The organism is Bacillus sp. AFS073361 (genome assembly GCF_002567005.1).
In the GTDB taxonomy this organism is placed as follows: domain Bacteria; phylum Bacillota; class Bacilli; order Bacillales; family Cytobacillaceae; genus Neobacillus.
On sequence record NZ_NUZU01000002.1, the window covers coordinates 14,410 to 27,436 of the forward strand.

Here is a 13,027-nt window from a genome sequence, read left to right on the forward strand (position 1 = left end):
AATAGAAAAAGGAGGGATGATGATGTCTCGAATACTAACATCCATATTAATGATTGGTTCGATAGGGTATTTGGTTTATAAGTATAAATTCCGACTGATTAATGTCCTGCTGGGATCTGGTTGGATGCGCAGAATTGCTGTAGGGTCAATCATGAGTTTCCCAGGAGTAAAGCAAAAAATGATGCAATCGATGTTTGGAAGACCGTCTGAATGGTGAAAACCACAGATGGTTTTTTGTTTTGATTTGGAGAGTTAACTGCAAAAAATAATCAACTTGTTTAATTATTGTAACGAGAGATTTCGTTTATAATGAAAGTTATAAGGGATAGACGAATAAAATGAAAGCAGATTTGCTTAAAGCTTATTCTTACATAGGAAGTTGGGGGGATATGAGTAATAAAGAAGGATTCATTTTTTGGAATTTGGCCTATTCATTGATATCTGATCATGGTTATCGTATTATTCAGTTATTTGAAAATCAAAAAGAATTATGGCTCGAAAAGCTTGAAAATAAAAGAGCACCTATCATTCGCATGCTGCATCATAATTTGGATTGGAGTAATGCCATGCAGCGGGATATTGAGTTTACTGCTGCCAATGGAGAAAAAGTTCGAAAACAAATTGGTCGTCATGAGTTGAAGGTTGTTAACATCTACGTCAGTCAATTTCCACCTGTTGATGAATACGAATTTCGACTTACAAAGCCTTTTGTCCATTCAGATGCAAATAAGACTATGGTGACCTCGGTCCTATTTGCACAGGGACAATACGAGGAAGGCTTCAGACAATTATCCGAGAGGCTATCGCTTGATATTTCTTTTGCAATAAATGAAAACTATTTAGAAGAAGATGTTGAGTTAATGAAGAAAGCAGCCTTAGATTATGCAATAAAAAAAGTAAAGTCGGAGCGAGCGATTTTATTAAGTGGTAAACCATTCTTCACTTATGTATTTATCGCAATCCAGCTTGCTGTTTTTTTCTGGCTTCAAGTACATGGTGGCAGCACCAATACATCCACTTTGATTAAATATGGAGCAAAAGTTAATCAATTGATTGTTGATGGGGAATGGTGGAGATTTATTACGCCAGTTTTTCTTCATATTGGTTTTGTCCATCTAGCGATGAATACACTAGCTTTATACTTTCTTGGTATAGAAGTAGAAAGAATTTATGGCAGTATTCGGTTTTTAGTGATTTACTTATTTTCTGGAGTTATAGGCTTTGTTGCTAGTTTTATCTTTAGTGCGAACTTATCAGCAGGGGCAAGTGGTGCAATTTTTGGCTGTTTTGGTGCTTTACTTTATTTTGGGGTTATTTACCCGAAATTATTTTTCCGAACAATGGGAGTAAATTTGCTTGTTGTGCTAGGAATTAATTTGATGATCGGGTTCTCTGCATCTGGAATAGATAATGCAGGACATCTAGGCGGATTGGTTGGGGGATTCCTTGCCGCTGGTGTTGTCCACTTGCCGAAGAAAAAAAAGTTACTGTTGCAAATGTTATTTTTAATTGCATCTGCAGCATTGTTGTGGGGTTCTTTATTGTATGGTTATAGTGCATCTGGAAAAGCTTATGATGAAAACTCCAGTTTGTTAATGGCACAGGAATATATAAAACAAAACAATTATGATAAGGCATATACCGTATTAAAGGAATCTGAAAAAAATGCAGTGAATGTATCGGAGAGAACTTATTTTCTCTTATCCTACGTAGAAATTAAGAAGGATATGCTCTCTGAAGCCAAGGTACATTTGGAAAAGGCAATAAAACTAGATCCAAGTTTTGATGAGGCGTTTTATAATTTAGCTCTTATTAACCTAGAACAAAAAGAGTTGGAAGAAGCTAAAGAAAATATACAGCAGGAATCCGAAACAACAGGATTATGCTGATTTACAACAAGAGATTAATCGTCAACTCCAATCTTCCAATAATGGGGAGTAGAATTGAAGTTTCTCTAAAACTAAGATTATATTTTCTTGAGGATAGATGCCGGGGTGGGTTATACTTTTTCTTGGATAATATTTTTTCTCCATTACATAACTAGGAGATATAGGATGAAAACAATTTATGATATTCAACAATTTTTAAAGAGATTTGGAACGATAATTTATATTGGTGATCGGGTTGCTGACCTTGAATTAATGGAAATGGAATTAAAGGAACTGTATCAGTCACAACTAATAGAACCAAGAGAATTCCAAACTGCATTATTAATTTTGAGGCATGAAATACAATTTCAAAAAGAAAAAAGTCAAAAATAAGATGGGTGATTTTATTGTCGAAACAATGGATTGTCGGTGTTGACCTTGGTGGTACAACGACTAAACTAGCTTTTATAACAATGGATGGAGAGATTGTTCGTAAATGGGAAATACCAACAGATAATACGAATGAAGGAAAAAACATAACCCATAATATTGCAAGAGCAATTGATGAAAAATTAACAGAACTTGGTCAAACAAAAGATTGTTTAATAGGAATTGGGATGGGGGCACCCGGTCCAGTTAACTATGAAAAGGGCATACTTTTAAATGTTGTAAACTTAGGCTGGCCTAATAACTATCCTTTAAAGAACAGTCTTGAGACCGCAACATCACTCCCAGCTGCAATTGAAAATGATGCAAATTGTGCAGCGTTGGGTGAAATGTGGATGGGAGCGGGCAATGGAGCAAAGGATCTTGTTTGCGTAACCCTTGGAACAGGTGTCGGCGGGGGTGTTATTGCTGGTGGAAAAGTTGTTCAAGGTATTAATGGTGCAGCTGGTGAAATCGGTCATATTACTGCCATTCCTTCTGATGGTGCACAGTGTAACTGCGGGAAATCGGGATGTCTAGAAACAGTTGCTTCTGCAACAGGAATAGTACGCCTTGCCCGATTGGAACTTGCTAAGGGGACACAAAGTGAATTAACTGCAATAATGGCTGAGAATCACACGATTACAGCTAAAGACGTCTTTGACGCAGCACGAAATAACGATCAGTTGGCTCAGACCGTTTTGAATGAGGTTTCCTTTCACTTAGGTTTTGCATTGGCTAGTATTGCTAATACACTAAATCCAGAGAAAATCGTTCTTGGCGGCGGTGTTTCTAAAGCAGGCGATATTTTATTAAATTCAGTCATAAGTAATTTTGAGAAGTTTGCTTTTTCGGCAGTTCGTGACTCAACAAAACTAGCATTGGCTACACTCGGAAATGATGCAGGTGTACTTGGTGCTGCTTGGCTTATTAAAAATCAATTGAATCAATAAACAGACTATAAAGGAAAATCCGCAGATATGTGGCTTTTCCTTTATTACTTTCTGTAATACTTGTAATAGATGATTATGGCTTTTTTCCTGTTTTGAAAAATTTGTTATAATATTGAAACAATATAGTTTAAAAAACGTACTTATTTATGAGAGAGAATAAGAGAGGAGGAAGTATTGAATACTTTGAAAAGGAATAATAGTAAATATCCAATGTTTCTGATCTTCTATTTATTTATACCCGTCCTCATCTTAGGTGCATGCGCTCAAAACGAGCAAGTAAAACAAAAAGTTCCTGCTAAACATGGAAAAACTAATTCTCTTGTTACCAATGCTTCAGAAGATAAGTGGAAATTACCAATTTCGATCCCTGAAGGTGAATTTTCCAAACTCGCCGGCTGGCTTTCTGAGAAACAAATCCTCTATATTACGAATCTAGAACAAACTTCAAGTATATACCGCTACGAACTCTTTACAGGTAAAAGTGAATTAATTTATAAAAGTGAATATCCCATTATCAATGTACAAATTAGTCCATCCCGAAAAAGTATTCTTATCCATGCTTCGAAAACAAATGCTGAAGGATTAGTTACAATAATTGATACGAAAGGAAACGTAATCTTTAAAAAGGATTTTCCATCCTATGAATTAGCATTTGAATGGAATCCATATAATGAATCTCGGGTCTTAGTAACAAAATTCGCTGAGGATTGGAGTTTTCAAGTGCTATTACTGGATTTGGAACAATCAACCACAACCGAACTTGATGTGCCTCAGCCTTTTATGAAGTGGATAGCTTCGAATCAGATAGCTTGGATTAGTTGGAATGTGGATCAGCCATCGTTATTTGCACCGCTTAATAGTAGAAATTTAGATACTGGAATGGAGAAGAAGTTGTTTTCTTCAGTTATTCATTTTTCTGCATTTCCTGACTTAACCATGACAGTCACCATAAATGAACAAGACCAATCCATGTCCAGTTATTCATTTTATGATAAAGACCTGCGTAAACTATCTACTTTTTCAATGCCGCAATTAACAAAGTATTCAGATTGGTTAGTTCCTTTTTATGACTATAATAAAGAAAAAGGACAATTTACAACCTTAAGACCCCTATCAAGCGGAGAATCGGATGCTTATTCAGAGGGTTTCCAGCTTCTAAATTATAATATTAAAAATGGCCGCAGCGAGCTAATAATGGAAGGATTAGAAAATGAGCCATTGATACTGTCACCTACAGGTGGGGCACTTTTGTATGGGAATCGGTTTGAAAAAATTATTGATCTTAATCATAAGAAAATATATGAATTGATAAAAGAATGACACCAGGATACACAGTGTCATTTTTTTATTTTATCTTCTGTTATGATAAAATCACGTTGAATCAAAAATTAAAAGAGGCAGGTATTCAGTCATGGCTATTGTAGATGTAACTGTTATTCCAATTGGAACAGAAACTCCTAGTGTAAGTAAATATGTAGCAAGTGTTCAAAAGGTTTTGAGAAAATATCAAGACGAAGGGAAAATACGTTTTCAATTAACACCAATGAATACCATTATCGAAGGTGAGCTTCCCATCCTATTTGAAGTTATCCAAGAAATGCACGAGGTACCCTTCTCTGAAGGAATCCATCGGGTCGCTACGACGATTCGTATTGATGACAGAAGAGATGTCAAGCGAAGCATGGAATATAAAGTAGACCGGGTTACTAGCCTTTTAAATGAGGACTAAATTCAAGGAGATTACAAAAAAGTAATATTGTGCGTCGAGGACAATTTCACTCCAGGTAAAATTAAAAGACTGCCGGTTGGCAGTCTTTTAAAATTCTTAGTGAGTTCCTGTTGGAAATCCAGAATTAATGATGGTCATTACTGTAAACCAGCCGAAAACCACAAATGAAGCTACACCCCAAAATGCAGCTAAGAAATTTTTTTTCTTAAGTGCTGAAAGTCCACCGAAAGCAGCAAGAATGGTTACAAGAGCAAAAATTATTACTAAACCCATGGAAAACCCCCCTTTTATTATGATAAGCAGGCATACATCAAACAAATTTAAGAAAATTATGTACCTATATTATTTACATTCGTTTCTTATTTTATATTTTTTTCTTTCGTTTGTCGAGAGCAAAAAAGAACTCGGGTGAATTTGTATTCTTTCTCTCTGCTTAATACTTAGTGTAAAATAATGATATCGCAAATTCAATTGGAGGTACGAAAATATGAAATGGCAGCAAATTCCATTGGGGGCACTTCAAACTAACTGTTACATCGTAGAAAATTCTGACCGAGCATGTTTAATTTTTGATCCCGGCGGTGAAGGGAAGAAGCTCATTCAGTTGTTGAATAATAGAAAACTGAAACCTCTTGCTATTATTCTAACTCATGCACATTTTGATCATATCGGAGGTGTCGATGAAGTAAGGGACTTTTATAAAATTCCAGTATATCTTCATAAAAAGGAAGAAAACTGGCTTGGTGATCCTGCGCGAAATGGTTCACAATTTTTTATGATTCAGGATTCAATAAGAGTCAATCCCGCTGATCAGATTATTAATAATGAAGGTGTTATGAAAATTGGCGAATTTGAATTTAGCATTTTTCATACTCCTGGTCATTCACCAGGAAGTATCTCTTGTTATTTTGAAGAGCAAGGCTTTGTTATCTCTGGAGATGCCCTTTTTCAAGGCAGTATTGGCCGTACAGACCTAATGGAAGGGAACGCATCACAGTTATTAAAAAGTATCCACGATAAACTGCTTGTATTACCTGAGGATACGTATGTATTATCTGGTCATGGACCTGTGACAACCATTGGTGCAGAAATGGATAGTAATCCATTTTTGAATGGATTTTAGCAATTAGGGGAGACGATATAGAAAAACCCTCTCCGAAATGAGAAGGGTTTTTCTGGGGGATATTCTATTCTAATATGGGAGGGGATAAAGTTTAAGCTACTATCCTTACAATATTATAAAGTTTTCACTGTGTCAATAGTGTTTATTTGAAAAGGAGTATATATGGACACATTTTTTAGAACATTAATTTCAACTTCTCCCAATGAATTAATTTCCTATGAAAAATACATTGGCTCAGCATTGTATCATCCTGAATTTGGCTATTATATGAAGGATAAACAAAAAATTGGGCGGCAAGGTGATTTCATTACAACAAGTAATATTTCTGATATATATGGAAGAATGATGGCAACTTGGTTTTCTCACGTATGCACCAATTCACAACTTGACCCTGTATTTTGTGAAATAGGTGCTGGAAATGGACGATTTGCCAAAGCGTTTTTACAGGAATGGAAAGAAAGGATTCAAACGCCTTTAACATATATTATTGTTGAAAGCAGCCCTTTTCATCGAAAACTGCAACGGGAATTGTTAATGGATGATTTTCCCATTGTTCAAGTGGAGAACATCAACGAAGTTAACGCATTTGAAGGAATGATTTTTTCAAACGAACTCTTTGATGCATTACCAGTTCATGTCATTGAAAAAGAAAATCAGGAACTGCATGAAGTTATGATAGGGATTCGAAATAATGAACTGTATGAACAAAAGGTACCTTTAACCAATACTGATATCAAATTGTTTTTAAAGGAAAGCCAGATTGAATTAAAGGAAAAGCAGCGGTTGGAGGTCCCGTTAGCCATGGTGGAGATGATAAAGGGAATCTCCCGTGCATTGATAAAAGGGATTGTAGTAACAGCTGATTATGGTTATACAAATGAAGAGTGGATGGACCCTAGAAGGGTAAAGGGGAGTTTGAGAGGTTATTATCAGCATCAGATGATTGATGATATCTTGCAAAACCCTGGTGAAATGGACATTACCACTCATATCCATTTTGATTATCTAATTCAAAAAGGGGAACAGGAAAACTTAGAACTTGTTTCAAAGCTAAGGCAGGATGAGTTTTTATTACAGGCAGGTATTCTGAAAGAATTAGCAAACCATTACGATCCCAATCCCTTTTCAGAGGTAAGCAAACGGAATCGAGCGATTCGCAGTTTGATTATGCCTTCAGGAATTAGTTCCTATTTTCATGTGGTTATCCAGCAAAAAGAGCTAAAATTAAAATGGAGTGATTTCTTCAGCGAATAAAGAAAAAACGCCGGAATTTTCCGGCGTTTTTTTCTAATGGTTACTTAATGTCCTGCACCAGGCACCATCATGAACGTTGTCCAATAAGTGAACCCTGCGAAGAAAACTGTTAAATAAGCTCCGAATACCCACAAATACATGCGCTCGGATAGTTTTAGATAGCTAAGCAGAACGAAAAAACCTGTTTGGGCTAAGAATAACATTGCCGTCTTATCCATATCACCAAGATAAAACATTACTGTAAAAATGCCCGTCCAGAAACCACAAACTCTGAACATGCGATCCATATGTATCCCTCCTTTTACCCTTCGATCCCATCATTACAATATTATAAAGTAAAAGGAGGTACAATGTAAATAATGGTTTCGATTTAGTTTGTTACAAGCGCTTGATAAGAACAAGTTTCACAACCAGAAATAATATTATCTTTTTCAATTAACTCAACTGATTCAAAAAGTGCTCCAAACATTCCTTTTAAGAATTCATGGTGCATACTGCAAACTGTTTCAGAATGATCTTCTGCCACTTCTTTGAAAGGGCAATTGAAAATTTGGAAATAGATTTTTGTTTTATCGCCATTTGCTTCAAATTCAGGATAAAAACCAGCAAGCGTTGCCGCACTTTTTAATATTGTGAGCTTTTGGTCAAATTCTAATTCCTCTCCAAACGCCCTTTTTGCCTTTTCTTGTTCAATCAGCTCTGCGCCGAAACGCTTTCCAGTATGGAAAAGTGCTTTTTTACCAATCTCGCCAAGTGAAATCATGGTTTGGAATGCAACTTTAGATAAGAGCATGTAGTCACGAAATGGGAAATGCAATTGTATTACATCATCTGAGAGACGATACAATCTACTCGGTCTGCCGCCTTTACCAGTTTTCTTAGTTTCAGACACTAACATGTTCACATCTTCAAGTTTTGATAAATGTAATCGTGCAACATTTGGGTGAATATTAAAGTTTTCTGCCACTTCTTGTACTGTTACTTCTTGATGACGTTTGGTAATGTATTGATAAATATAGTACCGCGTTGGATCTGATAAAACGTTTGTTATCTTTAATGTTTGTTCCATCATAGTTCACCTCGGACCCCCATAATTTATTCCATTATAATACAGCCCTTCTAACATGGGAATGAGGTTAACAATGTTAACACAGTATGTTTAGAAAATGTTCACAATTTGCGACTTTATATTGTAACAATGTGTTAAAAGATAGCAATTTTAGGTTATAAAATCATTTGTCAACAGTAAAATTATCATTTTTTGAAAAAATAAGGCATTTAGAGAAGCTACATTCTTCGCCTTTTTTTAACTTCAAAATAGAGAATGTAAGGAAGTATACCGAACCAACGATACCAGAAAGAAGCTTTTGTTTCTTTTCGTTCGGTACGAAGACGCTTCCTTTCATCCTTTGGTTGATCTGCATATTTTACAATCGTTTGAGTCATGAATTTTACATAATCATTGGTTTTCATGGACATACACCTGCCTTTAAATTTCATGAACAAGTATGCCCATATTTAGTTATTTCAATTCAAGCCACTTGGATAATCGTTTGGTCCGCGTATCAAAATATCCCCTTCCGTTAACTGTTATACCATCAGTATTGAGGTGCAATGTAAAATTGACCTTTTGAATATACCCTATGGGTGTTTCAGCTTGGTAATCCATGTCTCCCTTTACATACGGCACCGTCCCTTTGGCAGGCAGTATGCCAGTCTTTTGATAAATCGATTCAATCTTTTTTACTGATGAGAGGAAATAATACTCCTCGAGCATGATGGTATTCGTTTCGTGAGCAATTTTTCTTTCAGATAAAAATACTTCAATTCGGCTCGAAAGAAATAATAAAAAAATGATTAGAAGGCACAAAGTTAGTGGGTATGTGAAGCCACTCTCATTATTTTTCATGGGACATTCAGCCAATTTCCCATTGAGAAAGCAATAACTGAATTTTTTCTTCCCCTTAGGTCCGTTACATCGATTTTGACGGCATTATTTAAGAGAGTGAACGAATGCTGTGAAACATTTTGGAGGAGTATTTCATGACCAGTTGAATTTACACGGCGCCTAAGGTTCGTTCCGTATTTTTCATACTGAATGGTTTCCGCATCTTTTGTTAGAATTAAGCGATTCGAGATCACCTCTGCACGACTGGAAAGCCGAATCTCCTTTTTAATTTGGCTCGAAAATACATCCCACTCCATAGCTTGTAAAGAAGCCTCCGTATCCTTATGATTAAGAATTATTTGGAATAAGGGTGTCATAAAAAAAATAATTGTTGTGAAAATAGAAAAAGAAATAAGCACTTCAATGAGTGTAAAGGCATCGTCATTCAAGCAGCCCGCAAACTTCAACTTCAGGAAGGAACGAATTTTTTTCAACTCTCACACACACCTCCTTTTGTCCTGCCATCTCACTGTCCTTCCATATGATTTGAAATTCAATTCCATTTTGAATAGAAGTGGAATTTGATGTTCCCTGGTTACTGACTAAATTCGCTTGTAATTCTTCGTACATCAACTGTCTAGACATATTTTCTAATTCCAATTTCCGGGATTGTTCTCTTAGTTCGGTCAATAATGGCAGTAAAAACAAACTAATTATGAACAATGCTGATAAGGAAAGTAGAAGCTCAAGCAGAAAATAGCCTTTAGAACTCCTTAACATAAAACCGTCCCTTTCCGATTAACAGGGTCATTTGATAGGTTTTATTTTTGGTTTGGATGAGAAAGGTACCAAACTGGTTCACATTTCCATCGTTTAGGAATTTGAAATATAAGGGTATGGAAGCTTCAGCAAGATAAATATTTCTTGAATAATTTCGTACGAGGATTGGCGGCTGGTCGGTCCTCAATAACATGTAATACTTATACTGCGTTGGAAGAATAACAACGGATACTTCATGTTGATGAGATATAGCATATTGTTGTGAATAATATAGGTCTGCTTTTAATTGGGTTAAAAAGGCCTCATCCTCCAGGACTGAGTGCTGCGGTTTTAAGGAGAAAACTGTAATTGAGGAGATAATCATGAAGATGGAGAGAACTAACAGGGACTCAATTAAAGTGAAGCCGTTTTGATCGTTTTTCATTGGGGATTAGTTACTTTCAGTTGAAGATACATTGCCATCAACGTCTATTGCAACCGTATTCCCATTCGGACAACCTTTTGCGTCTTCCTTTAAATATCCTTCTGATTTTAGTTCCGCAATTGTGGGGATTTTGTTTTTGTCCATTTCATATGCTTGAACTTGAGCCTGGACCATTTTCACGTAGGCCTCACAGCCTTTATTGTTGATATTTGAATTATGTTTTGCAACGTTAGGAATTGTAATAATTAACAGTACTGAGATTACAAGCATAACAATCATCATTTCTATTAATGTAAAACCTTTTTCATTTTTTATCATTCTAACTAACCTCCAATTTTTTTAAATACCATCAAGCAGGTGAAACATGGGTAAAAGTATAGCTAAATACATTGACACGACAAGAAATCCAATAATGATGTAAAGAATAGGTTGAATAGTTGCTAAGCGTTTTTGAATCATTTCTTCCATGTTTGTGATACAGTGCTTGCTGAAAAATAGCAGTTCCTGCTCCAACTTTCCATTCTCTTGTCCATGTTTTACAATCATCGGAAATTCTTTTTCGAAGTATGACATCGTTGCCAAAATTGACTCTAATCTTTCTCCGGTAATTAGCTTACTTTTAATTGCAGCAGCTAAGTGACTGTAAAAAGGATGTCTGAGATTCTGTTCAAAAAGTAGTAGTGCTTCAGAAACCGATAATCCACCGGAAAGTAAGAAGCTTAGTTGAATGGAAAAGTAGTGAGTGAATAGTAATTTGAGGATCCTGCCAACAATTGGGATGCGAACTAGATGTGCCCTTTGTTTTAGGACGGTGAGCTTTCGAAATATCAGCAAATAATACATTGCTCCCAATGATAGAGTAAAAAGCAAGATGCCGATCACGATTGGAAAATAACGATCGAAAGCGTAAACGACATTCATAAAAAAATTTGCTTCTAGACCAAGGGAAGAAAAAAGACTTGTGAACCTTGGGAGTAATGTATTTTCGACGAAAATAAATAGAATTCCTGTAATGACAATGAGCAAAGCCGGATACTGAAGCAGTTTTAGAAGCTTGTGTAAATCTTTATCTTTAAGTAATGCAAGTTCACTTCCCTCCAGCAGAGCATCAGCAAAGCAGCCATGTTGTTCGGCAAAATAGACATAACCGACTAAATCTTTTTGGAAGCCAAGATTATTTAGTGCAACATGAAATGGTAGACCTTTTTTCAATTCTTCTAAACAATCATTAAGTTCCTCCTTTCGTTTTGAGGGTAATTGTAATGCTATGGATTCAATTGCAAGTGCAATTGGATATCCCCTTGCCAAAAGTTCACCAGTTCTTCTCAAGAAATTTGCTTGTTCATTCACTGTCCATTTATGACGATTCATCATCATACACCAATCGCTCGTATTCAGATTCTTGAATATAACCAAGGGCAATACCTTTGTTTATTACATCTTTTAAGGTGCGGTAACGCGTATTTATTTTATCACCTTGGGCTGCCTTCATTACCCCGTGTAAATTTCTTCCTGATAATAGTTCAAACACACTTGCGCGTTTCCATCTGCTATAGGAATAGCAAATAGGTGTGCAATCCCCCTCGCAAAAAGGGCACGAGAGTTCCACCAATCTTTGTGCGGTAATGGCAATCAGTGTCTGTTCAACTTCTAACCAATTCACACCAAACTCTCGCAGGCGATAAACTGCCCCCTTTGCGTCGCGAGTATGCATTGTGGAGAGGACAAGATGGCCTGTTAAGGCAGCTCTTACTGCGATTTTTGCCGTCTCAGCATCGCGAATTTCACCGACCATAATAATGTCTGGGTCATGACGCAGAATTGCCTTTAGACCAGCCGCATATGTTACGCCTGCTTTTTCATTGACCTGGATTTGCAGGACGGAGTCATAGTTTTTTTCGATGGGATCCTCGAGCGTGATGACATTGCGGTGAAATAGGTGGGCAGTTTCATTTAAAAGGGAATAAAGTGTAGTTGTTTTGCCGCTGCCAGTTGGCCCGGTGAAAATGATAAGTCCATGAGCATGTTTGAGAAGGGCGAGTAGTTTTCGTGTCATTGACGGGAATAGTGAGAGTTGGTGAAAAGGGATTTGTTCTTGCTGTGGGAGCAGCCGGATGACAAGGCTCTCTCTGTTATTAGAAGGAAGCGTGGATAGTCTTAAACCCATTAATTGTCCGCCAACTTCACAAAAAAATGCTCCGCTTTGTGGCCGTCTTCTTTCACCGATATCCATATTGGCTGTGAATTTAAAATGTGAAATTAATCTGTCGCATTCGTCTTTAGGAAGGGATAGTCGGGGAATGAGTTTGTTGGTTAATCGTAGTTGAATGAGTGTGTCATTCTTCCTTGGAATAATGTGAATATCTGTTGCCTGGTTCCGTGCCGCATCGGCAATAATTCGATTTGCTAAGATTTCTATCGCGCTAACAATAGGTACCACCGCCTTTATTATTTTTCTTTGGCTCTGTTAAACATTCCTGTTGATTTCCGCTCCAGTCGCTTCGCTTTCCGCGGGCGTTGCGGAGAGCCTCCTCGGCGCTTTTAGCGCCTGCGGGGTCTCCCCNNCTCCCGCAGGAGTCTCG

The 13,027-nt window shown here is 36.8% G+C and carries 19 protein-coding genes; 8 read left to right on the top strand and 11 right to left on the bottom strand.

Annotated features, from left to right (window positions below):
• Positions 1-22: 22 nt before the first annotated feature.
• The 6 genes from COJ96_RS00870 (at position 23) to COJ96_RS00895 (ending at position 4,976) form a co-directional block, all read left to right on the top strand.
• Positions 23-217, top strand: a complete 195-nt coding sequence (locus COJ96_RS00870) for a hypothetical protein (protein WP_098571122.1) — start codon at positions 23-25, stop codon at positions 215-217.
• Positions 218-389: 172 nt separating this feature from the next.
• Positions 390-1,889: a rhomboid family protein gene (locus COJ96_RS00875; protein ID WP_098571212.1), complete on the top strand. Its 1,500-nt coding sequence runs from the start codon at positions 390-392 to the stop codon at positions 1,887-1,889.
• Positions 1,890-2,054: 165 nt separating this feature from the next.
• Positions 2,055-2,261, top strand: coding sequence for a YqgQ family protein (locus COJ96_RS00880; RefSeq protein WP_098571123.1), 207 nt, complete (start codon positions 2,055-2,057; stop codon positions 2,259-2,261).
• 14 nt (positions 2,262-2,275) lie between these two features.
• On the top strand, positions 2,276-3,247 hold the full coding sequence (locus tag COJ96_RS00885; RefSeq protein WP_098571124.1) for an ROK family glucokinase: 972 nt from the start codon (positions 2,276-2,278) through the stop codon (positions 3,245-3,247).
• A 174-nt stretch (positions 3,248-3,421) separates the two neighbouring features.
• The gene (locus COJ96_RS00890; protein ID WP_098571125.1) at positions 3,422-4,567 is read left to right on the top strand and encodes a YqgU-like beta propeller domain-containing protein; all 1,146 of its coding nucleotides are present in this window, start codon (positions 3,422-3,424) and stop codon (positions 4,565-4,567) included.
• Between the two features lie 91 nt (positions 4,568-4,658).
• The gene (locus COJ96_RS00895; protein WP_098571126.1) at positions 4,659-4,976 is read left to right on the top strand and encodes an MTH1187 family thiamine-binding protein; all 318 of its coding nucleotides are present in this window, start codon (positions 4,659-4,661) and stop codon (positions 4,974-4,976) included.
• A gap of 96 nt (positions 4,977-5,072) precedes the next feature.
• Here COJ96_RS00895 and COJ96_RS00900 read toward each other — a convergent pair whose 3' ends face one another.
• Positions 5,073-5,249 carry a DUF2759 domain-containing protein gene (locus COJ96_RS00900; protein ID WP_098571127.1) on the bottom strand — a complete coding sequence of 59 codons (177 nt, stop codon included), beginning with the start codon at positions 5,247-5,249 and terminating at the stop codon, positions 5,073-5,075.
• A gap of 214 nt (positions 5,250-5,463) precedes the next feature.
• On the opposite strand from COJ96_RS00900, the gene COJ96_RS00905 reads away from it, so the two are divergent.
• Positions 5,464-6,099 (top strand): MBL fold metallo-hydrolase, encoded by a 636-nt coding sequence (locus COJ96_RS00905; RefSeq protein ID WP_098571128.1) that lies wholly within the window; start codon positions 5,464-5,466, stop codon positions 6,097-6,099.
• A gap of 162 nt (positions 6,100-6,261) precedes the next feature.
• Positions 6,262-7,353 (top strand): class I SAM-dependent methyltransferase, encoded by a 1,092-nt coding sequence (locus COJ96_RS00910; RefSeq protein WP_098571129.1) that lies wholly within the window; start codon positions 6,262-6,264, stop codon positions 7,351-7,353.
• 44 nt (positions 7,354-7,397) lie between these two features.
• Here the strand turns inward: COJ96_RS00910 and COJ96_RS00915 are convergent, their stop codons facing one another.
• The 10 genes from COJ96_RS00915 to comGA form a co-directional block, all read right to left on the bottom strand.
• Positions 7,398-7,640: a DUF2626 domain-containing protein gene (locus tag COJ96_RS00915; RefSeq protein ID WP_088088969.1), complete on the bottom strand. Its 243-nt coding sequence runs from the start codon at positions 7,638-7,640 to the stop codon at positions 7,398-7,400.
• 83 nt (positions 7,641-7,723) lie between these two features.
• Positions 7,724-8,422 (bottom strand): helix-turn-helix transcriptional regulator, encoded by a 699-nt coding sequence (locus COJ96_RS00920; RefSeq protein ID WP_098571130.1) that lies wholly within the window; start codon positions 8,420-8,422, stop codon positions 7,724-7,726.
• A gap of 218 nt (positions 8,423-8,640) precedes the next feature.
• Positions 8,641-8,826 carry a YqzE family protein gene (locus tag COJ96_RS00925; protein WP_026563593.1) on the bottom strand — a complete coding sequence of 62 codons (186 nt, stop codon included), beginning with the start codon at positions 8,824-8,826 and terminating at the stop codon, positions 8,641-8,643.
• Between the two features lie 49 nt (positions 8,827-8,875).
• Entirely contained in the window at positions 8,876-9,262 is a 387-nt protein-coding gene (gene comGG / locus COJ96_RS00930) for a competence type IV pilus minor pilin ComGG (RefSeq protein ID WP_098571131.1), read from the bottom strand.
• Positions 9,259-9,735 carry a competence type IV pilus minor pilin ComGF gene (gene comGF, locus COJ96_RS00935; RefSeq protein ID WP_257148368.1) on the bottom strand — a complete coding sequence of 159 codons (477 nt, stop codon included), beginning with the start codon at positions 9,733-9,735 and terminating at the stop codon, positions 9,259-9,261. Before comGF ends, comGG begins: the two co-directional genes overlap by 4 nt.
• On the bottom strand, positions 9,683-10,021 hold the full coding sequence (locus COJ96_RS00940; protein ID WP_098571133.1) for a hypothetical protein: 339 nt from the start codon (positions 10,019-10,021) through the stop codon (positions 9,683-9,685). The genes comGF and COJ96_RS00940 overlap by 53 nt, the downstream gene beginning before the upstream one ends.
• Positions 10,005-10,445, bottom strand: a complete 441-nt coding sequence (gene comGD / locus COJ96_RS00945; protein ID WP_098571134.1) for a competence type IV pilus minor pilin ComGD — start codon at positions 10,443-10,445, stop codon at positions 10,005-10,007. Before comGD ends, COJ96_RS00940 begins: the two co-directional genes overlap by 17 nt.
• 6 nt (positions 10,446-10,451) lie before the next feature.
• On the bottom strand, positions 10,452-10,763 hold the full coding sequence (comGC, locus tag COJ96_RS00950; protein WP_098571135.1) for a competence type IV pilus major pilin ComGC: 312 nt from the start codon (positions 10,761-10,763) through the stop codon (positions 10,452-10,454).
• A 21-nt stretch (positions 10,764-10,784) separates the two neighbouring features.
• On the bottom strand, positions 10,785-11,816 hold the full coding sequence (comGB, locus tag COJ96_RS00955) for a competence type IV pilus assembly protein ComGB (RefSeq protein WP_098571136.1): 1,032 nt from the start codon (positions 11,814-11,816) through the stop codon (positions 10,785-10,787).
• The gene (gene comGA, locus COJ96_RS00960; protein WP_098571137.1) at positions 11,803-12,885 is read right to left on the bottom strand and encodes a competence type IV pilus ATPase ComGA; all 1,083 of its coding nucleotides are present in this window, start codon (positions 12,883-12,885) and stop codon (positions 11,803-11,805) included. The genes comGB and comGA overlap by 14 nt, the downstream gene beginning before the upstream one ends.
• Positions 12,886-13,027: the final 142 nt, after the last annotated feature.

Bases quoted from the DNA above. Each gene is read 5' to 3' on its own strand.
- COJ96_RS00870 (WP_098571122.1), top strand. From the start codon at position 23: ATGTCTCGAATACTAACATCCATATTAATGATTGGTTCGATAGGGTAT.
- COJ96_RS00875 (WP_098571212.1), top strand. From the start codon at position 390: ATGAGTAATAAAGAAGGATTCATTTTTTGGAATTTGGCCTATTCATTG.
- COJ96_RS00880 (WP_098571123.1), top strand. From the start codon at position 2,055: ATGAAAACAATTTATGATATTCAACAATTTTTAAAGAGATTTGGAACG.
- COJ96_RS00895 (WP_098571126.1), top strand. From the start codon at position 4,659: ATGGCTATTGTAGATGTAACTGTTATTCCAATTGGAACAGAAACTCCT.
- COJ96_RS00900 (WP_098571127.1), bottom strand. From the start codon at position 5,249: ATGGGTTTAGTAATAATTTTTGCTCTTGTAACCATTCTTGCTGCTTTC.
- COJ96_RS00905 (WP_098571128.1), top strand. From the start codon at position 5,464: ATGAAATGGCAGCAAATTCCATTGGGGGCACTTCAAACTAACTGTTAC.
- COJ96_RS00910 (WP_098571129.1), top strand. From the start codon at position 6,262: ATGGACACATTTTTTAGAACATTAATTTCAACTTCTCCCAATGAATTA.
- COJ96_RS00915 (WP_088088969.1), bottom strand. From the start codon at position 7,640: ATGGATCGCATGTTCAGAGTTTGTGGTTTCTGGACGGGCATTTTTACA.
- COJ96_RS00920 (WP_098571130.1), bottom strand. From the start codon at position 8,422: ATGGAACAAACATTAAAGATAACAAACGTTTTATCAGATCCAACGCGG.
- COJ96_RS00925 (WP_026563593.1), bottom strand. From the start codon at position 8,826: ATGAAAACCAATGATTATGTAAAATTCATGACTCAAACGATTGTAAAA.
- comGG (WP_098571131.1), bottom strand. From the start codon at position 9,262: ATGAAAAATAATGAGAGTGGCTTCACATACCCACTAACTTTGTGCCTT.
- COJ96_RS00940 (WP_098571133.1), bottom strand. From the start codon at position 10,021: ATGTTAAGGAGTTCTAAAGGCTATTTTCTGCTTGAGCTTCTACTTTCC.
- comGD (WP_098571134.1), bottom strand. From the start codon at position 10,445: ATGAAAAACGATCAAAACGGCTTCACTTTAATTGAGTCCCTGTTAGTT.
- comGC (WP_098571135.1), bottom strand. From the start codon at position 10,763: ATGATAAAAAATGAAAAAGGTTTTACATTAATAGAAATGATGATTGTT.
- comGB (WP_098571136.1), bottom strand. From the start codon at position 11,816: ATGAATCGTCATAAATGGACAGTGAATGAACAAGCAAATTTCTTGAGA.